20 protein-coding genes are annotated in these 26,069 nt (G+C 58.6%); 1 reads left to right on the plus strand and 19 read right to left on the minus strand.

Translation table 11 applies throughout. From position 1 onward, the window contains the following. Positions 1–2: 2 nt before the first annotated feature. Genes EH206_RS14170 through EH206_RS14190 form a run of 5 tightly spaced genes read right to left on the minus strand, consistent with a single transcriptional unit; the run spans position 3 to position 6,640 of the window. Positions 3–1,811 (minus strand): ABC transporter ATP-binding protein, encoded by a 1,809-nt coding sequence (locus EH206_RS14170; protein ID WP_009113507.1) that lies wholly within the window; start codon positions 1,809–1,811, stop codon positions 3–5. Next, positions 1,808–2,974, minus strand: coding sequence for a glycosyltransferase family 4 protein (locus EH206_RS14175; protein WP_009113508.1), 1,167 nt, complete (start codon positions 2,972–2,974; stop codon positions 1,808–1,810). The genes EH206_RS14170 and EH206_RS14175 overlap by 4 nt, the downstream gene beginning before the upstream one ends. Further along, positions 2,974–4,212 (minus strand): glycosyltransferase, encoded by a 1,239-nt coding sequence (locus tag EH206_RS14180; RefSeq protein WP_009113509.1) that lies wholly within the window; start codon positions 4,210–4,212, stop codon positions 2,974–2,976. The genes EH206_RS14175 and EH206_RS14180 overlap by 1 nt, the downstream gene beginning before the upstream one ends. Further along, a complete protein-coding gene (locus EH206_RS14185) occupies positions 4,209–5,417 on the minus strand; it encodes a glycosyltransferase family protein (protein ID WP_009113510.1) in 1,209 nt (402 codons plus the stop codon). Before EH206_RS14185 ends, EH206_RS14180 begins: the two co-directional genes overlap by 4 nt. 53 nt (positions 5,418–5,470) lie before the next feature. Continuing rightward, complete coding sequence (locus EH206_RS14190) at positions 5,471–6,640, minus strand: nucleotide sugar dehydrogenase (RefSeq protein ID WP_009113511.1); 1,170 nt, start codon at positions 6,638–6,640, stop codon at positions 5,471–5,473. A gap of 428 nt (positions 6,641–7,068) precedes the next feature. Between EH206_RS14190 and EH206_RS14195 the strand changes: the two genes are divergently transcribed. Next, on the plus strand, positions 7,069–8,469 hold the full coding sequence (locus tag EH206_RS14195) for an alginate export family protein (RefSeq protein ID WP_009113512.1): 1,401 nt from the start codon (positions 7,069–7,071) through the stop codon (positions 8,467–8,469). Between the two features lie 66 nt (positions 8,470–8,535). Here the strand turns inward: EH206_RS14195 and EH206_RS14200 are convergent, their stop codons facing one another. The 14 genes from EH206_RS14200 to EH206_RS14265 all read right to left on the minus strand — a co-directional run bounded on the left by EH206_RS14200 (position 8,536) and on the right by EH206_RS14265 (position 25,992). After that, entirely contained in the window at positions 8,536–10,032 is a 1,497-nt protein-coding gene (locus EH206_RS14200; RefSeq protein WP_009113513.1) for a cysteine desulfurase, read from the minus strand. Then, positions 10,019–10,966 (minus strand): family 2A encapsulin nanocompartment shell protein, encoded by a 948-nt coding sequence (locus EH206_RS14205; protein WP_009113514.1) that lies wholly within the window; start codon positions 10,964–10,966, stop codon positions 10,019–10,021. The genes EH206_RS14200 and EH206_RS14205 overlap by 14 nt, the downstream gene beginning before the upstream one ends. A 66-nt stretch (positions 10,967–11,032) precedes the next feature. After that, positions 11,033–12,208, minus strand: coding sequence for a molybdopterin-synthase adenylyltransferase MoeB (gene moeB, locus EH206_RS14210; protein ID WP_009113515.1), 1,176 nt, complete (start codon positions 12,206–12,208; stop codon positions 11,033–11,035). Beyond that, positions 12,205–12,495, minus strand: coding sequence for a MoaD/ThiS family protein (locus EH206_RS14215; protein ID WP_009113516.1), 291 nt, complete (start codon positions 12,493–12,495; stop codon positions 12,205–12,207). The genes moeB and EH206_RS14215 overlap by 4 nt, the downstream gene beginning before the upstream one ends. Positions 12,496–12,520: 25 nt before the next feature. After that, positions 12,521–12,946 carry a M67 family metallopeptidase gene (locus EH206_RS14220; protein ID WP_009113517.1) on the minus strand — a complete coding sequence of 142 codons (426 nt, stop codon included), beginning with the start codon at positions 12,944–12,946 and terminating at the stop codon, positions 12,521–12,523. Beyond that, positions 12,943–13,845 carry a PLP-dependent cysteine synthase family protein gene (locus EH206_RS14225; RefSeq protein WP_009113518.1) on the minus strand — a complete coding sequence of 301 codons (903 nt, stop codon included), beginning with the start codon at positions 13,843–13,845 and terminating at the stop codon, positions 12,943–12,945. Before EH206_RS14225 ends, EH206_RS14220 begins: the two co-directional genes overlap by 4 nt. A gap of 123 nt (positions 13,846–13,968) precedes the next feature. Beyond that, the gene (gene epsC / locus EH206_RS14230; RefSeq protein ID WP_009113519.1) at positions 13,969–14,994 is read right to left on the minus strand and encodes a serine O-acetyltransferase EpsC; all 1,026 of its coding nucleotides are present in this window, start codon (positions 14,992–14,994) and stop codon (positions 13,969–13,971) included. A gap of 170 nt (positions 14,995–15,164) precedes the next feature. After that, positions 15,165–16,730, minus strand: a complete 1,566-nt coding sequence (locus EH206_RS14235; RefSeq protein WP_009113520.1) for an FAD-dependent oxidoreductase — start codon at positions 16,728–16,730, stop codon at positions 15,165–15,167. A gap of 37 nt (positions 16,731–16,767) precedes the next feature. Further along, positions 16,768–17,859: a hypothetical protein gene (locus EH206_RS14240; protein WP_136163900.1), complete on the minus strand. Its 1,092-nt coding sequence runs from the start codon at positions 17,857–17,859 to the stop codon at positions 16,768–16,770. 59 nt (positions 17,860–17,918) lie between these two features. Then, on the minus strand, positions 17,919–19,265 hold the full coding sequence (locus EH206_RS14245) for a carbohydrate porin (RefSeq protein ID WP_168709100.1): 1,347 nt from the start codon (positions 19,263–19,265) through the stop codon (positions 17,919–17,921). Positions 19,266–19,687: 422 nt separating this feature from the next. Beyond that, positions 19,688–21,067 (minus strand): carbohydrate porin, encoded by a 1,380-nt coding sequence (locus EH206_RS14250; RefSeq protein WP_136163901.1) that lies wholly within the window; start codon positions 21,065–21,067, stop codon positions 19,688–19,690. A 343-nt stretch (positions 21,068–21,410) separates the two neighbouring features. Then, positions 21,411–23,330: an FAD-dependent oxidoreductase gene (locus EH206_RS14255; RefSeq protein ID WP_232216505.1), complete on the minus strand. Its 1,920-nt coding sequence runs from the start codon at positions 23,328–23,330 to the stop codon at positions 21,411–21,413. 88 nt (positions 23,331–23,418) lie between these two features. Further along, on the minus strand, positions 23,419–24,597 hold the full coding sequence (locus EH206_RS14260; protein WP_009113525.1) for an acetyl-CoA C-acetyltransferase: 1,179 nt from the start codon (positions 24,595–24,597) through the stop codon (positions 23,419–23,421). A 60-nt stretch (positions 24,598–24,657) separates the two neighbouring features. Then, positions 24,658–25,992, minus strand: a complete 1,335-nt coding sequence (locus EH206_RS14265) for an MFS transporter (RefSeq protein WP_232216506.1) — start codon at positions 25,990–25,992, stop codon at positions 24,658–24,660. Between the last annotated feature and the right edge of the window lie 77 nt (positions 25,993–26,069).

Raw genomic sequence — 26,069 nt, forward strand, 5'->3', positions numbered from 1 at the left:
CGTTAGCGTTCATTTTCCCGCCTTTGCAACTGCCACAGCCGTGCATAGCGCCCACCGGCGGCAATCAGTTGGTCATGACTCCCCTGCTCGACGATGCGCCCCTGCTCCAGAAACACGATATGGTCGGCGCGCGCGGCGAAAGAGAGATTATGGGTAATTAACAGGCTGGTGCGCCCCTGCATCAGCCGTAGCAGCGCCTCGGTGACGTCGCGTTCGTTTTCGCTATCCAGCCCGACGTTGGGCTCGTCCAGAATCAGGATCGGCGTGCGGCGGATTGCGGCCCTGGCGATGGAAATCCGCTGCCGCTGCCCGCCGGACAGGGACTGCCCGCCTTCGCTGATAACGGTGTCGTAGCCGTGCGGCAGCGCCGTAATAAACTCATGGGCGTTCGCCAGCCGGGCGGCGGCGATAATCTCCTGCTCGCTAACCGGGCGCTGAGCGGCCAGGGCGATGTTTTCGCGAATGGAGACCCCCAGCAGCAGGCTGTCCTGCGGCACCACGCTGATCTGCCGCCGCAGGCTGCTGATCGTGTAGTCGCCGAGATTGCGCCCGTCGAGTTCAACGGCGCCGGACTGCGGGTCATACAGGCGCAGCAGCAGGCTGCTGATGGTGGACTTTCCCGCCCCGGAAGGGCCGGCGATGGCGACCGAACGTCCGGCCGGCGCGTGCAGGCTGAAGCCGTCCAGAATGCTCAGCATGGCGCCGTCGCGATCCGCCTGATAGCCAAAGCAGATATTCTCAAAGCGGATATCCCCGGCCGCCGCGTTCAATTCCGCGGCGTGCGGGCCGTCGACGATGTCCGACCGGCGCTCAAGCAGGTCGACCACGCGTTCGCCGGCGGCCAGCGCCTTGGATAGGCGCCCGGTATACTTGGCGTACTCCCGCACCGGCCGAAACGAATTTTTCAGATAGGACAGAAAGATAATCAGATCGCCCGGCGACAGTCTGCCGCTGAGCACGCTGCTGGCGCCGCATACCAGCACCAGCGCGGTCGCCAGCGCGATAACCAGATCCACGCTGCGCTCCAGCCCCGCTTCCAGCCGTTTGGATCTGACGTTATGTCGGCTGCTTTGCATATTGTCGTCGCCGAAGCTTTTGATCGCCGCCGACTCCAGGCCCAGCGCCTGCACCGTCGAGATGGCGCCGATAAATTCGGCGGCTTTGGCCGCCAGTTTCCCCTCGCGCCTGCGCTGCTGCCGGCTGACCTGGTGAATATTTCTGGCGGCGCGGCGCGAGCGCCACAGCAGAAACGGCATCGGCAGCAGCGCTATCAACGCCAGCCGCCAGTCCAGATACAGCATCACGCCGAACATGCCGGTCAGGATAAGCAGGCTGGCGAGCATCGGCATCAGCGCTGTGACCGTCACCTCGCGCAGCATGCCGATATCGTTGATCAGGCGCATGGTTAAATCCCCCGTCCGCGCCCGATGGTGAAACGACAGCGGCAGATTCAGCAGGTGGGAGAACAGATCCCGGCGCACCTCGCCGAGTACCCGGCTGCCGACCAGCGCCAGCCCCAGGGTGCTGAGATAGCTCATCGCGGCTTTCAGCGCCGCGATGGCGACGACGCCGCCGGCGCAAAACCATAACAGCGCGGTTTTGCTCCAGTTTTCCATTCCCATAAGCCGCGGCGCGGCGGCGGCATCCGTCGTCAGCACCGCGTCAATCACCACCGCCAGCGGCCAGGGTTCCAGCAGGCGCATCGCCGTGGCGAACAGCAAGGCCCCCAGCGCCCCCCACAGCAGGCCGCGCTGCGGCGCGAGATAGGGGAGAAAAGCGCGGCCGACGTGCAACAGCGGGCGGCTATTCATCCTCTTGCCTCCCCGGCCGCGTCGGCCGCGTCGGCCAGCGACAGAATGCGCCCGACGATGGCGTCCCAGCCGTAGCGTTGCGCAACCAGCGCTCGCCCCGCCTGCCCCAGCGCCTGCCGCAGCGCGTCATCGTCCAGCAACGCGATTAACGCCTCGCACAGCGCGGCGGGATCGTCCGGCGGCACCAGCAGTCCGGCCCGCCCCTCCTCCAGCACCTCATGCAGATGGCCGACGCGCGTCGCCACCACCGGCAGCCCGGCGGCCATATACTCATAAATCTTCAACGGCGAAAAATAGAACCCCGCCAGACGCGGATAGGGCGCCACCGCGATATCCATTTCCGCCAGCAGCGCCGGCACGCGATGCGGCGCGACGGCGCCGGTGAAGCGGGTAAAGGGCAGCAGTTTGTCGCGGGTGACTTTTTCCAGCAACGGAGCGGATTCGCCGCCGTCGCCCACCACCAGCAGCCGCCCATGCCGACCGCGCCGATGCAGCAGGGCGAAGGCGTCGATCAGCCGATCCACGCCGTGCCAGGGCTTCATCGAACCGAGAAAACCGATGGTGTTTCCGCCGGGGCGAGGCGGCCGCGCCGCCGGAAAACGCGCGAGGTCAACGCCGTTGGAGACCACCACGGCGCGCCCGCCGGATTCGGTAAAGGCATCCAGATACGCCTTTACCCCCGGCGATACCGCGACGATCGTCGCCGCGTCGGCCAGCAGCGAACGAATGACCCGTTCCGCCTGCCCCCGCAGCGGCAGCTCCCGGTATTGCCGCTGCTCCTCGATCAACGGCGCATTCACTTCCAGCACCCGCCGGATACGGTTTCGCCGCGCAAAGGCCATGCCCGCATGGCTCCACAGCGAATAGCGTTCATACAGCAGATCGAACGGCCCCGAGCGCGCCAGAAGATCCGGCAGAACGCGGTTCGCCGCCAACGCCGCCGCGGCGCGCGCCGCCGCCCCCGAGGCCGGCAGCGGCGGCAACGGCGTCACCTCCAGCGAGCGCAAATCCGGCGGCGGCTCCCCCTCCGGTCGCTGGGCGAACAGCGTCACCCGCGCGCCCCGGCGCAGCAGGCTGCGGATCACCTCCTGAACGTGTATCGACGCCCCTTTGCTGCCGAAGACCGGAATGCCGGGATCGGCACAGATATAGGCAACCCGCATTATTCCCCTCCTCCCGTATAGCGGCCCGGCCCGGCGTTCACCGCCCGGCGAAAAATGTCGCGCAGCACGCCGCTGTTGGCGTCGATGTCGTAATCCCGTTCGATCAACGCCCGCGCCTGCCGCGACAGCCGCCGCTGTATGTCGGGCGCGGCCAGCAGCGCGGCGATGGCGTCCGCCAGCGCCGCGGGATCGCGCGGCGCGACGCACAGTCCGGTTTCGCCGTCGATCACCAGTTCGGGAATGCCCGCCACCCGCGTGGAAATCACCGGCGTTCCCAGCGCCATGGCCTCCAGCAGTACGGTGGGCAGACCGTCCCTGTCGCCGTCGTGGCTGATCACGCACGGGGCCGCCACCACAGCCGCCTGGCGCATCGCCGCGATAATCTCCGCCTGCGGCAGCGCGCCCTCAAGGGTGACGCGCCGCGCCAGACCGGCGGCGTTGATGCGCGTGCGCAGCGGGTCGAGCAGCGGTCCGCCGCCGATCAGCCGGCAGTGGAAATCCTCCCCGCGTTTATCCAACAGGCTGAGGGCGTCAATCAGCACATCGAAGCCTTTTTTCGCCACCAGCCGGCCCACCGCCAGGATCTGCCTGCCGCGGTTCAGCGGCGGCGTATAGGTAAAGCGGCTCAGGTCCAGCCCGTTATAAAGCCGCACTATATTCCGCGCGTCGTCGCCGTATTTCTCGGTCAAATAGGCCAGGTTATAGTCGGAAACGGTGATGGTTTGCGCCGCGTCGCGCAGTTTCCGCCCCAGCCCGACGCTCTTCTCATAGGCGAAATAGATATCTTTGGCGTGGGCGGTAAAGGTGTAGCCGACGTCGCTGAAAGCGGCGGCCAGGCGGGCGATGGTGGTGGCGTGCGTGCCGAAGTGGGCGTGGAGATGGCCTATCCCCCGCGTCTTGACGGCCAACGCCAGCCTCAGCGCCTGGGCGAACTCATGCACGCTGACGTCTCTGGCCAGCGCTATGCGGGCGCTGAAATCGGCCAGTTTCGCATGCCCCTCCTCCATCAGTTCCCAAAGCGACTCGCTATCGTGCTGCTTGTCCGCCAGCCGGGTAACGGGCGAACGCACCTGGGAAATACAGTCCTGAAAATGGGTTTCCGCCACCGGCCCCAGCGCGAAAATATCCACGCGGATACCGGCCCTTTCATGGGCCAGAATTTCATTCACCACAAAGGTTTCGGAAAAGCGCGGGTAGCGTTTAAGCACGTACCCCACGTACAGCGGGCTTTGGTTCATTCACCGTTCTCCCGTTGAAAATGGATGCCGCCGTCCGCGTACTTCGCGGCCAGCAGCGCCTGCACTCTGTCGGCGACGCCGTCGAGTCCGTTGAAATTGAGCGCCGCCCGGCGCCGATCCGGGCGCGGCGGCATCGCCAGCCAGTCGCCGAGCGCCGATGCGGTCAAATCCGCCGGGTGGAGACAGTCCACCAGCCCCAGTTCCGCCAGGCGGGTGGCGCGGATCCACTGTTCCTGGCGCAGCGTGACGCGCGGCACAATCAACGCCCGCTTGCGGTACGACAAAATTTCCGTGGTGGTGTTGTATCCCCCCATGGCGACCACGCACTCCGCGTGGCGCATCAGCGTCAGCGGATCGGCGGCGAACTCCATTATCAGCATGTCTTGCCGCCGGCCCACCCGCTCCCGCAGGCGCGCCTTCTCCTGCGGCGGCATCATGGCGCCGGTTATCAGCACCCCGGTCACGCCGGCGGGCATGCGGGCACCGGCGAACGCGGCGGCCAGCGGCCCGCCGTCCTGACCGCCGCCCACCACGCACAGGGCGTAGGGCGACGTCAGCCCCGGCAGGATCTCCGCCGGGCCTTTGCCGGAGGTGGCTCGCCGCCTGGCATCCAGATAGCCGACAAAAGAGACTTTTTGGCACAGGCTGCGGTCGAAGCGATAGCATTGCGGCAGGTTGTAAACCACCCGGTCGCCATAGATCCAGATGGAAGAAATATACTCGCGGATGACATGCATATTGTTCAGCTTGTTCCACTGGCGGCGCACGGCGGCGGGGTCGTCGATAATGTCCCGCAGCCCGAGCACAAGGTGCGCCCCCTTCTGCGCCATCATCGGCAGCGAGGCGTCCAGTTCCGACATGGCGCCGCGCGGCACATTGTCAATCACCAGAATATCCGGCTCGAACGCCTCCAGCGCGGAATAAATAATCCTTGAGCGCAGCATCACCAAACGGCGAATATCCTTTCCCAGCGAGCGGGGTAAATAATCGCCCTGCGGGGTTTTTAAATACGTCGGCAGCGTAACCGTATCGATCCCGATGGGTAACGGGAATTTTCCCGCTTCGCGCACGCCGGTTATCAACAATATTTCCGCTGCTGGAAAGCGCGTCAGGATAAACTCCGCCAGCAGCATATTGCGGCGAATATGCCCCAACCCCATCGTATCGTGCGAATAAAAAGCCAGCCTGGGCGTTACCTTGATCAATACTCCTCCTTTTGGACCGTCTGCGGCCGCCGCGCTTATTAAAATACCGACCGTCAATCGCGGCGGAATAAATCCCGGCTATAGACTTTTTCCCGGCACGCCGTTAGCTGGTCGGAAAGTCGATTCGCCACAATAACGTCCGACTGCGATTGAAACGCGCCGAAATCGGAAATGACCGGGGCGCGATAAAATAGCGCTTGCGGCAGCCCCGGTTCATACACAAGCACTTTTATCCCCTGCGCCTGCAGGCGCTTCATTACGCCCACAATTGACGAATCGCGAAAATTATCGGCGCCGCTTTTCATAATCAGCCGATAAATACCGACGGTGCGGGGAGCGCGGCGCAATATAGCCTCGCTGATAAAATCCTTGCGGGTATGATTGGCCTCGACGATTGCGCGAATAAGGTTATTCGGCACCCGGCGACAATTGGCCAACAGTTGTCTGGTGTCTTTGGGTAAACAGTAACCTCCGTAGCCAAAGGAGGGATTGTTGTAATAATCGCCGATGCGCGGGTCGAGGCACACGCCTTTAATGATCTCCGCGCTATCCAGACCGAATAATTCCGCGTAGGTGTCCAGCTCGTTAAAATAGGCGATGCGCATCGCCAGGTAGGTATTGGCGAACAGCTTTATCGACTCCGCCTCGGTCGAGCCGGTAAACAGCACCTCGATATCTTTTTTCTGCGCGCCTTCCGCCAGCAGAGCCGCAAAGCGGCGCGCCGCTTTGCCCTTATCGCCGACGATAATGCGCGAGGGGTGGAGATTGTCGTATAACGCCCGTCCCTCGCGTAAAAACTCCGGCGAAAAGAAAAGGTTGTCGATATCATACTTGGCGCGCAACTGCTGCGTAAAGCCGATGGGAACGGTGGATTTGATGACCAACGCCGCGTCAGGCGCAAGATGGGGCGATGCCTCGCGAATCGCCCGCTCCACGGACGAGGTATCAAAATAGTGCGTCTGCGGATCGTAATTCGTCGGCGTGGCGATAATAATGAAGTCGGCATGGCGGCACGCCGCCGCTATATCTTCGGTAGCGCGCAGGTCGAGCCGGCAATGAGTTAAATAATGGCTTATCTCGGCATCGAAAACCGGCGATTGCCGTTGATTGAGCATCGCGACCCTGGCCGAATCAATATCATACGCCACCACCTCATGCCGCTGCGCCAGCAGAACGGCATTAGACAGCCCGACATAACCCAATCCGAAAACGGCAATTTTCATAGCGCGCCACTTATAAAGTTTGGAAAAGTGATGTGAATAAACTGATGCTGCTACATAATCATGTTGATTCATCCCCTGAAACAAAACTTATAGCTAGCTTTCTAATAATAAGCAGCAACAACCGCTAATGGTTAATTAAATTAAAAAAACCTTACCCTAATGAATTCGCGTATTCAATATCGGCATCATCATTACTCTACGGATATTCTAAGTAGGTAAACTACTTGGCATAGCAATGTGTGTCGAGTTCTGATTTTATAAATCAGTTTACAGATCACAAAATTTCCAACCCGAACGGAGAAATAAGTAAAACATCTACATAAAATATCAGGTTGTATTATTCTATCAGTCGACTACTTGCTATGTTTCACCCTGTTTTATCTGACTGATTCGCCGTTATTATCTGACCACATGGAGTGTAAGGATTAATGCGTTTTTTCTTTTATATTTTCGGTTACTGCCTGTTTTTTATATCTTCTTTTTCTTTTTCCGAAGATATATCCAAAAAACAAATTAGGAATTCACCTATAGACGGAGACGGGGTAAATATACCCATTTCAGAACCTACTAAAAACAGCATATATAAATCGAAAAATAAGAAAACGAATAGCGACATCGCCCCGGAGAATAGTCCTTTTATCACCGCGGACTTCACGCTAAAGCTCACCGGCGAACGGTTTCATAACGCCAAATTAAGGCGCGGCGATAAAAAAGAGACGGAGAGCGAATGGGGACCGATGCTGCGCACCCAAATACGCACCGATGACGATTATCCGCTATTTGCTTTCGCCGAACTGGAATGGGAAAAAACCGTCAGCCGCGAAACCGGAGAGGATACCGAACGAAAAACCACCCTGACGCTTAACCAGGCCTATCTCGGCATTAACGACCTATTGCCCGACGGCCGCATCAGGCTGGGACGCTGGCTGTTGCGCGACGAGCGCGAGTGGCTGTTCGATGAAAATCTGGACGGCGTGCACGCGCGGTGGCGGCATGAGCGCTGGCGGATAGAGGCGCTCGGCGGCCGCGTCAACCACTGGCAGCGCGACCTGCTGGACAGTTCGACGAAGAACGATAGCCCGGTCAACACCGGCGCCGTGCTGGTGCGCAGGAAAATGGCGGACGAGTGGCTGGTGGGGCTGTACGGCGTATGGCAGCGCGATACTGCCGCGCAGCACGATCGCCAGCTCAATCTCGGCGTGCGCTCGCACAGCAACGCCGAAGAGGGCTGGCGCCACTGGCTGGAGCTTGGCATGGTGCGGGGGCGCCAGTCGGGCGCGGATCTGCGCGGCTACGCCGTCGACGTGGGCGCAACCTATCGGCTGAGCCAGGACGGGTCGGCGCCGCGCATCACCCTGGGCTACGCCTGGGGCAGCGGCGGCGACGGCGATGACGACGGCCGACGCCGGAAACACTACCGCCAGACCGGGTTGCAGTCCAACGAGGCGACGTTCGGCGGCGAGGCGAAATTCAAAATCTATGGCGAAACCTTCGATCCCCAGCTCACCAATATGCATATTCTCACCGCCGGGGTCGGCTTCAATATCACACCGCGGGCAACGGTGGATCTGGTCTATCACCATTACCGGCAAGACAAGCTGGCGCCGTTGGCGGATAACGCGGCGGAGTTGTCCCCCAGAGACGACCAGAGAAGCACCAGAACGCTGGGTTCCGAACTGGATCTGGTGGTGGGCTGGGAACCGCGGGACAATATCAAGGTGGAATCCGCCGTCGGCTGGTTCCGCCCGTCGGAGCGCTTTCGTACGCCGTCCGGCCCGCGCAGCGCCGACGCCTATTCCGCCTGGCTTGAAGTAGAGGTGGGATTTTAACCGTATAAAAAAGATGCCGCCCGTATTGCTACGGACGGCATAGGCGGCGTTTTCCCCCTAAGGCGGCTAGCGGGCGACCAGTTGCGCCACCCGGTCCGCCAGGAAATCGATCTCCTGCGGCGTGTTGTAGAAGGCCAGCGAGGGCCTTACCGTGCCTTCATAGCCGAAATGGCGCAGAATAGGCTGCGCGCAGTGATGCCCGGCGCGCACTGCAATCCCCACCTGGCTGAGATGGCGGCCTACGTCCTCGATATTATGGCCTTCCAGCACGAACGACAGCACGCTGGTCTTTTGCGCCGCCGTACCGATCAAACGCAGCCCCGGAATACGGGACAGTTTCTGAATGCCGTATTCCAGCAGCGCATGCTCGTACTGGGCGATGTTTTCAATGCCCAGCGATGACACGTAATCAAGCGCGGCCCCCAGTCCGACGGCATCGGCGATATTCCCGGTTCCGGCCTCGAACTTGTTCGGCGCCGGCTGATACTGGGTCAGTTCGAAGGTCACATCGGCGATCATATTGCCGCCGCCCTGATAAGGCCGCGCCTCCTCCAGCACCTCCCGCTTGCCGTATACCGCGCCGATGCCGGTGGGACCAAAGACTTTATGCCCGGAAAAGACAAAGAAGTCCGCATCCAGCGCCGTTACATTAACCGGAATATGCGAGATGGACTGCGCGCCGTCGATGGCGATGCGCACCCCGAAGCGATGGGCGATCGCCACCAGCTCCTGGATCGGCGTCACCGTGCCCAGGGCGTTCGAGACGTGAGTCGCCGACACAAAGCGGGTCTTGTCGTTGAACAGCCGGGTGTAATCCTCAAGGCGTATTTGCCCCTGCTCATCCACCGGCGCCACGCGGATCACCGCGCCGGTTTCCTGGGCGATCAGTTGCCACGGCACAATATTGGCGTGATGCTCCAGCAGGGTGAGAATAATTTCATCCCCCGGCCGCAGCAGCGGCTTCACATAGCTATGGGCAATCAGGTTCAGCCCTTCGGTGGCGCCGCGCACGAAAATGATATTTTCCGGCCCCGGCGCGCCGATGAAACGCGCCACCTTGTCGCGCGCGGCTTCGTAGGCGTCGGTGGAGCGCGCCGCCAACGTATGCGCCGCCCGGTGAATATTCGAGTTTTCATGCAGATAGAAGTGGCTGATGCGGTCGATCACCTGCTGCGGACGCTGGGTGGTGGCCGCGTTATCCAGCCAGATAAGCGGATGGCCGTCCACCCGCTCCGACAGAATGGGGAAATCGGCGCGGATGCGCTCAACCGGGATCTGGCCGACCCGCGCCGCGGGAGCGACGGAGGACGCCTGCGGCGGCGACGGGTGATTAACCGCGCCGTAGGGCGCCGCGGGCGCGCCGGGTTGTCCGAGCGGCACCACGCGCGGCGCATAGCCTGGCTCGGGGGCGCCCTGCGCGCCGGGTTGCCCGCCGACCGCCGACCGCTCTGCCAGCAGAGCGTAGAGATCGTGCTCATCCGGCAGGCCGTAATCGTTCGCCGACGGCGCACTGCCCCAGGGGTCCGGCTCGCCGCCGTATAGCGTGCGTTTATTCGTAGTCATAGTACTCACCTACTTCAACGTCTTCCAATACTGCGATGGCGTCGTCAGCCAGAATAGCAGCAGAGCAATAGACCGAAAGTAGATAAGACGCCACACCGTTGTCGTCAATGCCCCGGAAGCGCACCGACAACCCGCGGGACTGTTCATTGGGCAGCCCCGACTGGTACAGGCCCAGCACCCCGCGTTTGGCTTCGCCGGAACGGATCAGCAGAATATTGGTTTTACCGCTTTGCCCCTTCGGATTCTTTAAGCCGTCCACGAACAATTTATCGGAAGGGATCAAGGGGATGCCGCGCCACAGAATAAAGGTTCCGCCGTTGATCGTCGCGGTGACGGGCGGTACGCCGCGGCGCGTCGCTTCGCGTTCGAACGCGGCGATGGCGCGCGGGTGCGCCAGGAAGAACGACGGCTCTTTCCACACTTTGGAAATCAGCTCGTCCAGGTCGTCCGGCGTCGGGCGGCCTCTGCGCGTCTGGATGCGCTGCGAGTCGGCGACATTTTTCAGCAGGCCGTAATCGTCGTTATTGATTAACTGGCTCTCCTGACGCTCGCGCAAGCTTTCGATGGCCAGATTAATCTGCTCCGCCGCCTGATCGAACGGCGAACTGTAGATATCGGCGATTTTGGTATCGACGTTGACGATCGTGGCGATCGAATCGAGCTGATACTCGCGCGGTTTGGTTTGATACTCGATATAGCCCTTGGGTATTTCAATGCGGGTGGGGTCCTGGCTGCACAGGATATCCAGCGGCGTATCCCCTTCCACTACCTTGTTGACGCGGTATATCCCGGCTTCCAGCCCTTTGTACTCAAGAAAGCGAGACACCCAGCGGGGGGTGATGGCGCCAAACTGCGGGGCCGTTTTGGTGACATTCGCCAACTGATAAGCGGCTTCGCGCCCCAGTGCGTTCAATTGCGTTTTCTTCTCAGCCATGATGCTTCCTTCTTTTCCATTAATAGGTGTATAAGACGTTGGTCAAAGATACTGCGGTGCAATCCATCAATATTGCGGTAAGCGGGCATCCACATCCCGCGCCCAGGCATTGATGCCATCTTTTAAATTCAATAACCTCCCTTTATATCCGGCATGTTGTAACGCGCGAATGGCAAAGATGCTGCGCTGCCCGATTTTGCACAGAAACACCGCATCGACGGCAGGATCAAATTCGTCGATCCTTCTGATGATCTGACCCAGCGGTATCACCTTGGCATCAGGGAATTTCACAATGGCGCGTTCATGAGGTTCGCGGATATCGATGAGTTGCAGCGGCTTGCCGTCGTCCAGCCATGCCTTTAACTCCAGCGCGGTCATGCTTTCGATAGGCTCCTCTTCCGTTGATGGTTTCAGGCCGCAGAATTCATCATAATCAATCAACTGATGAATGCTTGGATGCGCGCCGCAGATCGGACAATCGGCATCTTTTTCCAGTTGAAGCTCGCGCTGTTTCATCTGCCACACATCGAACAGCAGCAGGCGGCCAATCAGGCTGTCGCTGCCGCCCACCACAAGTTTGATGACTTCCGCGGCCTGAATGGTGCCGATAATGCCGGGCAGAACGCCGACCACGCCGCCTTCGGCGCAGGAAGGCACCAGTCCCGGCGGCGGCGGCGCCGGATACAGGCAGCGATAGCATGGGCCTTCTTTGGCATAAAACACGCTGGCCTGCCCTTCGAACTGGAAGATGGAGCCGTAGACGTTGGGTTTGCCCAGCAGGACGCAGGCGTCATTAATCAGGTAACGGGTGGGATAGTTGTCGGTGCCGTCCACCACGATGTCGTATTCCCGGATGATATCCAGCGCGTTGCCGCTGTTTAGCTGCGTGTTATAGGTCACCACCTCCACGCCGGGATTAATGGCCTTGATGCGATCCTTGGCCGAGGCCACCTTCGGGCGGTCGATATCCCTGGTGCCGTGAATGATCTGGCGCTGCAGGTTGGATACTTCGACAAAATCAAAATCCACAATCCCGATGGTGCCGATCCCCGCCGCCGCCAGATAGAGCGCCACCGGCGCGCCCAGCCCGCCCGTGCCCACCAGCAGCACGCGCGCGCTTCTTATGCGCTGCTGCCCCTCGACGCCGACCTCCGGCAACAGCAGATGGCGGCTGTAACGCGCGATATCGGCGTTGGACAACTCCGCCAGACGATCGTCGGGAATGATACTCGCAATACTCATGCCGCCTCTCCCGCTCCTCCGGCTATCGCCGGCACCAGAATGACTTCACTGCCATCGCCCACCGGCGTATCCAGCCCTCCGGTGGTTTTGATATTCTTTTCGTTAACGTAAAGGTTGATAAAGGAGCGCAGCGCGCCGTCATCCTCATACAGGTGCTGGCGAATATCCGGGTATTTATCCGCCAGCGCGCCGATCAACTGCCCCACGGAATCGCCTTCCAGGCTGATTTTCGACTGACCGTCGGTAAAGGCGCGCAGCGCCGTTGGAATCAATAAAGTTGCTGCCATAGTTAATCCTCGCTAAATAGGGTGTTCAGTTATTGTCGACGTCTTCCTGAATAAAACGTTCACGGTCGGGCGTCAGCCGCCAACTGGTAAAGTCGCCGGATATCTGTTTTTCCACCGCCACAATGATGTAGGCGTAGAAAGGCAGGGCATGCACCCGGTCAAATTCGGAGGGAACGGCCGGGTGATCCGGGTGGGAATGGTAGAAACCGATCACCTCGACCCCCTGCTTGCGGGCAACCAGCTCCGCGCGCAAAAAGTCGTCCGCGGTAATCACGAAACGATGATACTGCTCCTCTTCTTCCCGCCCGTTCTCGATGGGCAGGATCTGATCGACTATCGCCTCCCCCTGTTCGTTGCTGGCGCCCAGCAACACGCCGCAACACTCGTTGGGATAAGCTTTTTCGCCTTCCCGCCGGATTAACCGCTCCGTCTCTTTCGATAGCCGTATCATAGATTTTCATTCCAAAAAGGGTCCGCCGTATAGCGTGAACCGGTATCACAAAGCATGGTAACCACCACGGCGTCCGCCGCCAGGGTGCGTTTAAGTTTTACCGCCGCCGCCACATTCGCCCCCGACGACACGCCGACAAAGATGCCTTCCCGTTTCGCCAGGCGCCGCGTCATCGCATAGGCCTCTTCCGTCGTCACAGTTATCACCCCGTCATGCAGCGTTTCATCCAGAATGCCCGGCTTGATGCTGCTGGCCATATGCTTGGTCCCTTCAATACCATGCAAAGGGGATGCCGGTTGTACCATCAGCGTCTTGATCAACGGGTTTTCCTGCTTCAGACGCCGGGCGCTGCCGACAAAGGTGCCGGAGGTCCCCACGCCGGCGAGGAAATGTGTCACACGTTGGTGCGTTTGCCGCCAGATTTCCTGCCCGGTGGTGGTGAAATGCGTCTGGACATTAACGTCGTTGTTGTATTGATCGGGGTAAAAATAGCGCTCGGGGTCCGCCGCCACGCACTCCTTGACCGCCAGATAGGCGCCGTCGGAACCCTCCAGGGGATCGGTTTCCACGATGGCGGCGCCGTAATGGCTGATAATTCGTTTGCGCTCGATGCTGGTATTCCGCGGCATATAGAGGACGACCTTATAGCCCAGCACCGCGCCGATCATCGCGTAGGCAATGCCGGTATTACCGCTGGTGGCGTCAATGATGGTTTTTCCGGGGGTCAGCTTTCCGCCGGCGATGCCGTCAAGGATCATGGCTTTTGCCGCCCGATCTTTAACGGAACCGCTGGGATTCATAAATTCCGCTTTGCCGAATATGGGAACGTCAGATATATCTTCGGATAAATTCTTTAATGCTATCAATGGGGTATTACCAACCAGATCCAGAATACTCATATATCTTCCATACAAATGGTTATATTCTTATTACTATTATGTCAGCAGGCGATTTTCTTTATTGATCCAACTCGCAATTTGCTGCGGAAAATATAAACCACCAGTAATTTAATCTGCGGCGTATTAAATACCGTCGCCATCCTTATATTGCGTTTGCAATGCACTGGCCTGGCGAATATTACTTTCCGGCGGCACGTCGCGCGTTAACCAGACGTTGCCGCCGATGGTCGAACGGGCGCCGATGCGAATGCGACCCAACAGCGTTGCTCCGGCATAAATGACCACGTCATCTTCAATAATCGGGTGGCGGGGATAATTCTTTTGCAGGTTGCCGGAACTGTCGGTGATAAACCGTTTGGCGCCCAGCGTCACCGCCTGATAAATGCGCACCCGCTTGCCGATAATCGCCGTTTCGCCGATTACCACGCCGGTGCCGTGATCGATAAAAAACCCTTCGTCTATCTGCGCGCCGGGATGGATATCGATACCGGTCTGGCTATGGGCCTTTTCACTGATGATTCTCGCCAGCAGCGGCAGATCCAGCAGATATAACTGGTGGGCGATGCGATGATGGATAACGGCGTAGATCCCCGGATAGCAGATCAACACCTCGTCGACGCTGTGTGCGGCGGGATCGCCCTGATAGGCGGCGAGAATATCGTTATCCAGCTGTTTGCGGATCTCGGGCAGCCTGGCGGCGAACGCTTTCACACGCCTGACGGCTTCCCCGAACCCGGCGGCGTCTTCATCACGCGGCGGCGTAGCGCCACGCGGTTCCTGCCGAGCGGCCTGCTCTTGTAAACCGGGCTGTTCTTGTAAACCAGAATAGTAGCGTAATTCCAGGCTGGCCTCTTCCGCCAGGCGGTCCAGGGCGGTGCCTAACAAATAGCCCACGTAATAGTCTTCATTTTCCTTACGCAGCTCGCTGATGCCCAGACGCATCGGATATAACCCTTTTATCAGGGTATCCGCAATTTCGGACACTTTCTCTTTCGACGGTATCAGGCGCTTATCCAGATAATCGCTGGGGTAATATTTTCTCCGCCATTGCTGACGAACCGCGCTCAGTTCCTTTACCACGTCGTCCAGATGCCAATTTACATGGCTTTGCTGGATAAATAACAACTCGCCCACATCCTGCTCCGCCATGATTTTTCCTCGTATATTGACGTCTCGTGAAGAATGAATCACTTGGCTATAGATTTATTATCGCCAACCAATCAAAGCAAATGCTTTTATCGGATTAGGATAGTAAGGAAATGGATATATCTCCACTTCCCCGGCGCGGCAAACCAATAGCCGCAACGCGACGCCCCGCGTCACGCCCCGTCAATTGCGCTTTGCGCATTTTTCGCCGCATTCTCGCCGGCGATCCTTCCTGAATTCAGACCAAAACCGAAGGTCTCTCCGGCGATATTGAGATCGTAAGTATCGCCATATAAGCCGCCGGCATCATCGCCCGCCGCATATAACCCGGGAATTACCGTTCCGTCCTGAGTAACGGCACGCATTTTGCCGTCAATCTTTATTCCCCCCAAGGTACCCAACGCCTGTGACACTGATTTCAAAGCATAAAATGGCGGCGTTTTTATCGGATGCAAAAACGCCGACTCTTTATTAAATAACCTGTCCTTTCTGTTGGCGGAAAACTGATTATATTCCGCAACCGTGCTTCTCAGCCTGTCTACATCAACCGACATTAATTTTGCCAATGCGTCCAGCGTATCGGCTTTAAACGCCAGCGGAATATCTTTTTGCGCCAATTTTTCAAAATCCGCATCCAGATTGACCAAAGGCGTTCTGACCGGAATAAAATCACCGATAGCGACATCATTACCCTCCTTTATCAGGTGATTTCTCGTGACCTCATCATAGACGGTAAACATCAGGTTGCCGGCCTTTACCAATGCATTGCCCGCGTGGGGCCACATAATGGTATTCGCCTCATTGGTGAAGCGATCTCCGTTGCGGTCGACCCACAGATAAGGCTGATTGGCGGCCGCCCCGGCGTGGTTTCCAATGGAAGCTCCCGCCACGCCGGGCCGGTGCCCATGCAGAACGCCCAGCCCCTCTTTACCCGCCCCCGCCGACCAGGCCATATTCAAACCATCTCCATCCTTGCCGGCCGGCGCGGCAAAAGAAAGATCGACATCGCCGATAAATTCCCGCAGCATTTTTTTATTGTTGGCATAGCCTCCGGTGGCGATGACGACCGATGCGGCGTCAATACGGATAATATTGCCCGCACTATCCTCGGCCATGACGCCGGTCACTTTGCCATTGTCGGTGATAAGCGTTTTCCCGGACGTTTTCATGAGTATTTCGACATTTTCCATTTTCTTGAGCTTATTGAAAAATGCCGTAATCACACTGCGACCGCGCCCGGTTTTCGGTCCTTTAACGACATGCCAGGTCATCGGGCCGCCGGGTATACCGGGACCGACAAATTCAAATTCAACGCCTTTGGCTTTAATCCATTCAAAAGTATCGGCAGACCGGTCGACAAAAGCTCTGACAACATAGGGATTGGCCTTCCAATGGCTATAATCCATGATGTTTTTAAACGCCATGTCCGGGGTGACCAGAATGCCCTGGCGCAACTGCATCGAACTATCGGCGGCGAAAAAACCTTCGGCGAAATTCCCCGTTCCCCCCACCGCGGCCTGTTTTTCCAGAATGATGACTCCGGCGCCTTTTTCCGCCGCCGCCATAGCCGCGGCGCTCCCCGCCGCACCGGCGCCAATCACTACGACGTCCGTTTTTTTTATAACCGCGGCACCCTTGCCAACGGTAATTGAGGCATCTTTAACCTGGGCGGTGCATAGGGAAAAGCCGAATACCGAAATACAAAGCACCATGAATATTTTTGGTCTGAATAATTTCATTATGTTTCCGCTCCCAAATCATTGGTCATTCACCGGGCTATTTCCCGGTCGTATCTATATTCCATACCGAGCCGCTGCCTACCGACTGCATATGCATATAACGCTGTACGCCCTCGATCTTGCCGCCATAAAATTTCACCACCTCTACCGTTTGCATCGAGGCCGGCATGGTTTTCAAAACCGGGACATACGGGAGGTCGCCATGCTTATGCCGCGACTGGCGGGGCGTTCCGTTGGGATCGTGGATATCCGCGGGCAACCGCTTCCAGCCGGCTGAAGAGTCGGCAGGCACAAAGGTAGACTCAAGCCCCGGCGTAATAAAACTGGGAAAAACCACCCCGGGAACAATGCCAAAACTGGCCGCAACGCCCTGTTGTACATCGACGACGACGCGCGCCTGTTTATCTTCCGGCCGGTCGGAAACGGTACATGGTACGGAAACTCCCCCCTCGGTCGCACGGTGCGAGAGATCCGGCGCATCCGCCTGGGTAATCAACTTGAGCGCATCGGGGTCTTCAATCACTCGTCCGCCCATCTCAACCAACTCGCACGATTTGGAACCGGGCGGATTACCATAGCTTTTATCAAAAACGCTGTACGCCACGCGCGTCAGTTCTTCACGGCCGGCCTTATCTTTTGCCGGAACCTCATAGCGCCAGGCCTGGGGCAAATTATCGAGTTCGTGCGGCGCGAACAGCTGGCCCGATTCGCCCTTGGAGCGGCTGATATACAGTTCAAGCTCCGTCAGATGGCGATCCTCCACTTTCAACCTACCGTAGAATACCGACGGGCTGTCCCCTTCCCGCACCTCGGTAATCACCACTATTTGCCCCGTTGCGGGATCTATCGCCTCTTGCCCCGGCCCCAGGGGCTTAAAGTCCGTGACGGTGCGCCACAGGGTGCTCATCACCGGAGAAACCGGCGTTCCGTTTTCGGTCAACAGGTAACTGCGCGCCAAAGGCAGCGATTCGCTGTTATGCTCCTTCATCGACGTGAGCACCTGCAAAGCGATCGCTTTCAGGCAATGGCGATCGCAATCCCCCGTTGGCGTTCCCGCCGGCGATAAAAGAGGGAACGCCAGCAGATTGCTTCCTAAACAAAGCGTCAAAATAAAATTTTTCTTTTTCATCGGTATTTATCCTGTCTTATTGATTAATCGGTTTATAAAAATATTGCCGCGGCCCTCCGCTATGGATTACCCAGCATCAGGGCAACCGTCACGCCCACCAGCCAGCCGCTGACCGGTACGTTGGCGGAGGTTCTGGAAATTGCGCTATCAGGATTGACGATATATTCAATAGCCGGCTGGATTTTTATATGTGTGCCGATAGAGAAAGTGGAGCTTAATTCAATGCGGTATTCGTTGGAGGAGGTCATCTGGTCGCTGCCGCCCAGCGACATTCTGGTACCGCGCTGGGCCAATAGCGTTGATTTATTGAGATGGATGTACATCACCTTGCCGGTAATTTGATCAAGTTCTATCCAGTGCGGCAATGCTATTTGCGGCTTGACGTAAGCCATGCCCAAAGTAAGGCCCCAGTCTATCGGTTTGGCATCGTCAAAAGAGTGTTCTATGGTGCCGAAATATCCCAGGTTACCGGGAATATCCGCTCCCGTAGCGGCGGTTTTTCCAGTCTCGGACCAGAACGTTTTGGCAAATTTAACAACAATGCCGCCCGAGCCGCGATGGCTTTTATCCATTTCGTAAGGATCGCTGATACGGGCATCCGCATAAAAGTAGTTGAACTGGTAATCCTCGGGATAGGGTGCGGAGGAAAAATCCGTCTTGTAACGCAACGAAGCGACGACGAAGGTTCCCGTCCCTCCGCCCATGCCGAACGCATCCCAGCCGTTATCCTTTATCAGCGAACTGTACTCGCGCATTTGCTGTATTCCGGCTTCCGCCGTCACCGCGCGGGACAATTTATAGCCTACCCGTCCCCCCATGCTGCCGGTACTGGCGTCAGGTACGCCGGTATTCCATTTAACCAGCGCATCCGTGCAAAGAAAATCAATGCCGCAGTTGGGTGAAAAGTAATACCGTTGCAGATTCGTCTTGCCGAATTCAACGTCAAGCCGCCCCTCCAACAGCGAAATTTCATAGGTAAGAAGCGAAAGCCAGGGACTAAAGCTGGCATCATGAGACGGATATTGATCGCCGCCAAGATAACTGCCGGCATAGCTACCGAATTCCACCATATTGCCGTCTTCGTCTCCCGGATGATGCCAGGGAAATATAACGCCTTCGATATGAATTCTGGAGTTCGCCATATTCGCCAGTTTTGCCAAATCCAGATCGATCGCGTTGATAAAAATCGTCTGGCCGCCGGTATGACCGACGCGGGCGCCGGTGCTGATATTATTGAACAATGCATTCAACATCAGGCCGCGATAAACAATGCCTTTATCGTTTAATAGTTCACCCAGCCCCGGTTCTGATTCCCGATACCATCCTTTGGCCAGATAGGGATTATCCATAACCGGAGCATCAAGCTTTTTCGCGTCGGCGTTCCCTGCGGGAAGTTCTGACGCCACCGTATTCATTACGCAGAAACAACATGTTATTGCGACATAAAAATCCCTAAGCATATAAATGCCTCTATATTATTATGTATTATCAATGATCGTGCCGATATCCAATGGCATTATTTCAACTTGCAATAACAACACCTGCGCGACGACCTTATCCTCAGAAATGACGGGGTCAGCAATAATATTCCTGATATAAAATAGTTATTATCCGATGACTTTATTTTCAGCGTACGCCATTGGTCCTGAAACACTTCAATGTGACGCGTGGCGGAAATAACTCCCCTTCCGACCTTGGAGTAACAAAACTGGCCGGAGGATATCTCATCGTCATTTCTCTCCTGTTATTACAGAGTTGACGCCATTCATATTTCGAGTTGCGGGAGCGTAATGTGCGGACGGGCTATCCCGCCAGTCCGCCGTCTCTGTCAAAGCCCGAGCAGCTTGTCCAGCATCACGTTCAGTTGCAGCCAGAACGTATAGCCGTTCTCCGGTTTGACGGAGGAATAGGGGTACTGCCAGTTGCTGTTATTCCAGGTGCGGGCGCCGGTCATCTGCAAGTTGACCTCCGGCGTCAGCATGATGGACGCATCTATGCTCAACTGATACTCGTTGCGCGGCACCCGCCACCCCGACCCGCCCAGAGAATCGAACATATCCTGCAGGTAGAGTTGCCCCCCTTCCGTCAGCCTGGCCCAGCGGAAGGTCAGGCCATAACTGTCCTGAGGACGGCTCTGCCACGGCCCGGACCAGATTAGCCCGACATCCGCCAGCGTGGACGCCCCGGTGTAGGCATCCGATTGCAGGGTCTGCGTTACGCTGCCGTGCAGACTTACGGCGCTGGGCGCGGGATCGCGCGGATCGCCGCCGTTGTCGCGCCGCCACAGGGCTTTTTTGGCGGTAAGATAGACGCCGGAGACGCCGTCGTGGCGACGCGCCGCGGCGCTGGCGTCATACACCTTGGAGGTGCCGTTCACCGTGTAGTAGGGGTCGTCGTATTCCAGGAAGTTATGGAACGCCATCACCTCCCAGTTGAGGGGATAAAGCTCCTGTTGCCAGCTGACGCGCCGCGCCACATTGGCGACCAGCAGCGTATCGCCCGAGTCATAGTCGTCGTCCCACCGTTCCCAGCCGTTGGTGAACGGAAACGCCTGATAGGTGCGCCAGACGCCGATATTGGACTCCAACGCCGGCGTAAAATGGTAGCCGACGCGCGCGCCCCAGCCGGCATAAGGCGCCGGGCCGAATACCGCCGTTTTATTCAGAATAGTGTTCACGCAGGACGGCTGCACATTACAGTTGGTGAAACCGAAGAACGCGCCGGGGTTGCTCTTACCCACTTCGATCGACAGTTTGTCGTCAAACAGCTTCTGCTCATAGGTGAAACGCAGCAGATGCGCCGTTTTGGGGATATAGGGCGGCGGGTCGCCGGCCAGCATCCCGCCCGCCTTATTGCCGTATTGCAGGTTATGGGAGAAGGGCACCCACAGTTGCAAGAAGTGGATATGGCCGCCGGGGATCAGTCCCATGCGATCCAGATTGAAATCGGCGCCGGCGAAAAACATCGTATAGGTCTGATGCTCGTCGGTGGCGGTCCCGGCGCTGGGGTTGCCCAACCACAGTTGGGAGGCGAACAGATGCGGCGTAATACCATGATCCGCCAACCATACGCCGGCCTCGGACAGCGGACGCCCGGACGGTTCCTCGCCGGCGGCGGCAACCGCCTCGCCGGCGGCCAGCATCATGCCTGACACAACAACGCCGGCGGCCAACATTCTTGTCCGCATATTATGATGTGTTATTTTCATTTTTCTATCTCATCAAAAGCAATGAGACGGCAACGGCTGTCATTGAATGACAAAAAACCACAGAGCGCATGATTAATCTTTATTCATTGTCTTTTACTTCTTACCTTCTATTTATCTCCATCGGCGACGGCTGGCGCTGCGCACCGCAAAAACGGAGATTGACAGGCGTTGAATAAGATTTTCCCACGCTCTTTTCAGTCATAAATATATTTTCTATGACGACACGGCGGTAATTATTCCACTGGTAGCCAGCTTTATTATTTTTACCGCGTTGTTTCCGTCTCTGGTTTTTATTAATGCGGCACATTTATTCTGTGCCGCATGGTTTATTATCAATATCGATTTATGGTTTTTTCACAACATATTGCGCCGCGTGTTCACCGGCGATACGCCCGGAGTTGAGCGCAAAGCCGTTCGCCAATCCCTGATAAGGCGGATAGCCCGGTACGCTGTAAAAGCCGGCCGCATTGTTCCCCACCGCATACAGACCGGCAATGGGCTGAAGATCCCCATTGGTGACCTGCAGGTCGGAATTCACCCGCACGCCGCCCAGGGAGCTTAGACTGACCACCACCGCTTTAAAGGCATAGAAAGGCCCTTTTTCGATACCGTATGCCAGATATTCCGCCTTTTTGCCGAAATCCTTATCCTGTTTGGCCTTCACGTTGCCGTTATAGCGGTCGACGGTGGCTTTCAGACTTTCGGGGGCGATCCCCATGCGCGACGCCAGTTCGGCAATGTCCTTGCCCTTGACGATCGACTTGCTGGTTCCGCCTCTGGTGCCTGCATCCGCCAGCGCGACAAAGTCGCCGGGTTTGGGCGGATTGGCCGGACCGGCTCCCGACAGCGGGAACGGCATGGCGTTCTTGGAGAAGGACTGCAGCGTCGGCGTATCGACGATAATGTAATAATGGCCGCCGACGGAGTAGGCGACGTTGGCCCAGAAGGCGGTATCGTAGATATGGCCCTCGTCCGCAAAGCGTTCGCCGACCACATCCACCCACAGCAGCGGCGATTTCAGCAGCCAGATCAGCGGGCTGTCCAGCGCCGCCGCGTCGCCGCCGCCGTGATGCGCCTCTTCCGAAGGCTCGATGTCGACCAGTTGGGCGGCGTGGATCAGGGCGGACTGCATATCCCATTTCGCGCCGCCGGCCTTCCAGGCCATTTCCAGCCCTTCCCCCATATTAGGCCATGCCAGCGGGAAAATATTCGCCGTCAGCATCGCTTCATCCAGCATCTTTTTGTTGGCGCCGAAGCCGCCGCTGGCCAGAATCACCGCCTTGGCGTGTACGGTTAACTTACCGCCGTCCGCTTTTTCCGCGATCAGCCCGGTCACGTTGCCTTTATCATCCTGAAGCAGCGATTTGCCGACGGTTTGGGTCAGCACTTTGCCGCCCAGCTTGGCGAACTCGTCGTACAGCGTCTTATAAGCCGCTTCGCCCCCGTTTTTGATGCGGTGATAGACGTCAGATTTAATCGGATCTTCCAGGTGCGCCTGCTGTACCGAGCTCCGTTTGGCGTCGCGCGTGGTCGCCACGATTTCCAGCTCCACGCCGTGCTTGATCATCCAGTCAACCGTCGATGCCGATTTATCGACGATCCTTTTGGTCAACGGGCCGTTGGAGAGATACTGGTTATATTCCAGCAGCCGCTGCGTCAGCTCGGCGGCGGTGTACTTCATGCCCTTCGCTTTCTGCAGCGACGACTCTACCGCGGTAAAACCGCTGGCCATGCGCCCCGCGCCGCCCAGCACCGGCATTTTCTCTATCACCAGCACCTTGGCGCCTTTTTCCGCCGCGGCCAGCGCGGCGGCGGTGCCGGAGACGCCGCCGCCCACCACCACCACGTCGACGCGGGTTTCCTCATCCCGCCCCTGTTTCGCCACCTTTCCCTGGTAGCGCGCCACGTCCGCGCCCGCCTGACCCAGCGCCGCGGAGACCGCCTTCTTCACCGCGTTGCTGGTCATGGTCGCGCCGGTCACGCCGTCCACATTCAGACTCTGATGCTCGACAATCGCCGCTCCCACTTCCGGACCGGCTTTGCCGCCCAGCTCCGGCGTTTCCTTGCTGGCATCCACCGCGATATCCTTGATAACCCCCGCGGCATCAATGGTGACCGTCACGCCGACTATCCCTTCATTGCCCTTTTCCGTGGCGCTGTACTGGCCGGCGGTAATCGCGGCATGGGCCGATGCGCCCAGCATACCGCACGCCAGCAACATCATGGCGAGCCGCCGTTTATAGGTGCGTCCTCTATTTTTCATTATCATAATTTCACCTTTATAGCGTTATTTTCAGACTGCCTGCAAAGTTATGCGCTTTGCCATTAATGATCCCCTGCACCGATATGTGCTATATGCGCTCCACTATCACCGCCACGCCTTGTCCGCCGCCGACGCAGAGCGTTGCCAGCCCCAGCGTTTTATCCCTGTCCGCCAGCGCATACAACAGCGTTACCAGGATCCGCGCGCCGGATGCGCCGATGGGGTGCCCCAGGGCGATGGCGCCGCCATTGATATTGGTTTTATCCATGTCCAGTTTCAGTTCGCGGCCGACGGCGACAAACTGCGCGGCAAAGGCTTCGTTGGCTTCCACCAGGTCGATATCCGCTATCGTCAGCCCCGCCCGGCTCAACGCCTGCCGGGTCGCCGGCACCGGCCCGATCCCCATTACAGCGGGATCGACGCCGCTGACGGCATAAGCGCGGATGCGCGCCAGAGGCCGGATGCCGCGCTGTTTTGCCCAGGTTTCGCTCATTACCGCCAGCGCGGCCGCGCCGTCGTTAATACCCGATGCATTGCCGGCCGTTACCGAACCGGCGGGATTAAAGGCCGGCGCCAGTTTGCCCAGGCTTTCCGCCGAGACGCCCGCCCGCGGGTGCTCATCAACCGCAAACAGCGTGTCGCCCCTTTTGCTTTTCAGCGTTACCGGGATGATTTCCCGGCGAAACGCGCCGCGCTCAATCGCCGCCGCCGCCCGCTGCTGGGAAAGCAGCGCCACGTCGTCCTGCTCCTGGCGGCTGATATGGTAGCGTTGCGCGACATTTTCCGCCGTGACCCCCATGTGGTAACGGTTGACGGCGCAGAACAGACCGTCGCTGACCATGCTGTCGGTTACCGTCTGGTCGCCCATACGGTATCCCCAACGAGCCTGATTGAGCAGATAGGGCGCCGCCGACATGTTTTCCATGCCGCCGGCCAGCACCACGTCCGCATTACCGGCGGCAATGCTTTGCGCCGCGAATATCACGCTTTGCAGGCCGGAGCCGCACACCATATTGATGCTGGTCGCCGGCGTGGTATCCGGCAGGCCGGCCTGCAGCAGCGCCTGGCGGGCGGGATTCTGCCCCAACCCCGCCTGAAGCACGTTGCCGAAAATCACCTCGTCGACCGCCGCCGGTCCGAGACCCGCCCGGCGAACCGCCGCATCCATAACCAACGCGCCCAGTTGCGGCGCGGTAAAGGCGCTCAGGCTGCCGCCGAACTTACCGATGGCCGTACGCGCCGCGCCGGCAATAACAAGTGATGTCATAAATGCCTCTTGTAAGCGAAAATAAAACCTTGTTTATACCCATCGCCGGGAACACCCTTATCAACGCGGCGATCCGGCCCGCCGAGCGGCGGGCGCGTCAACCTCCACCGGCGTCACATCGGTCAGCCAGATCAGCAGCAGCGCCAGGGCGCCCACGCCCAGCAGCAGCAGATAGGCGCCGGTATAGCCACCCAGATACGCCAGGCCGAAAGCCAGAATGGAGAACGCGAAGCAGCGCACCACGGATTGAATCGGGTGCACGATGCCGATGGCGCGAATATAGAGACGGCGGGGGAACTTGGTGGCGATCAGCGCGGTGCTTAAATTGGTGGCGCCCGGCAGGCTGAAGCCGATCATCAGCAGGGAGATCCACAGCATAAAGGCCCGGTGAGCGAACAGGTTGATCACCACCGCCGCCATCCACCAGACGGTGTAGACCATCAGCGCCCGTTTGACCCCGAGGCGCTGGTTAAGCCAGCCCCAGCCGTAAGCCCCCAGCGTGCCGAACAGCGCCGACGCGGACATATAAAAGATGGCGGTACGCAGCTCATAACCCATCTCCATCAGCCGCGGCACGATCTGGCTGACCACGCCCACCAGCATGATGTAGATGGCGCCGGTGGCGACGCCCATAAACCACACGTCGCGCATCCCCAGCAATTGTCTGACGCCGAGCGGACAGACATAGTCGTCATGGGCGCGCATGCGCTCGCCCAGTTCGGCGGCGGAAAGCCGCTCGTTATCCGGGGCCAGGCCGATATCCTCGGGTTTATTGGCGACAAACAGCAGCACCAGCACCGCCATGATAAACATCATGGTCGATATACCCCAGAAGCCATGGCGGATACCCAGCCAGACGAACAGCGCGGTCAGCGTGGGAACGAAAAACGCGCTGGAAAACGTCTGCCCCACCGTGCTCCACCCCAGCGCCAGCCCCGCCTTACGCACGAACCAGCTGGTCATGATGGCGGTGCCGCCCACGTAGGCAAAACCGGTGCCGAAGAAACAGACGCCGGCGAACAGCAGCGCGAACCCCGTTAGCGAACCGCTGTACCCCAGCAGGCCGAAGCACAGCCCGCAGGCCGCCAGGCAGAAAATTATGTTGAATTTGGCGCCTCTCTTCTCGCACAGCCAGGCGCATATCGGCCCCGCGGGAATAGAGGCCCAGGACGCCGGCGTCGCCAGCGCCAGCAGCGTGCTGTAGTCCAGATCGTAGGTCTGCGACAGCGCCGGCAGCATCACGTTCAGGCCGTGGGTGATGGCGCCGGCGGCGATCCAGAACATGACCGCCTGCAAGATGATGATGGTCCAGCCGCGCGCGCCAAAACCGTTGCTGCTGGCGGCGGGATGCGCATCGCCCCGGGTAGAACAATTTGCGGTCTTATTAAACGCCATATTATTTTCTTGCCCAGTCATAGGATAGTGCTCCCACGATGCCGGAACGCTAATGCGGCGCCGGCGCCGTTATACGT

Origin of the sequence: Brenneria nigrifluens DSM 30175 = ATCC 13028 (assembly GCF_005484965.1) — a bacterium.
GTDB classification, from domain to species: Bacteria; Pseudomonadota; Gammaproteobacteria; order Enterobacterales; family Enterobacteriaceae; genus Brenneria; species Brenneria nigrifluens.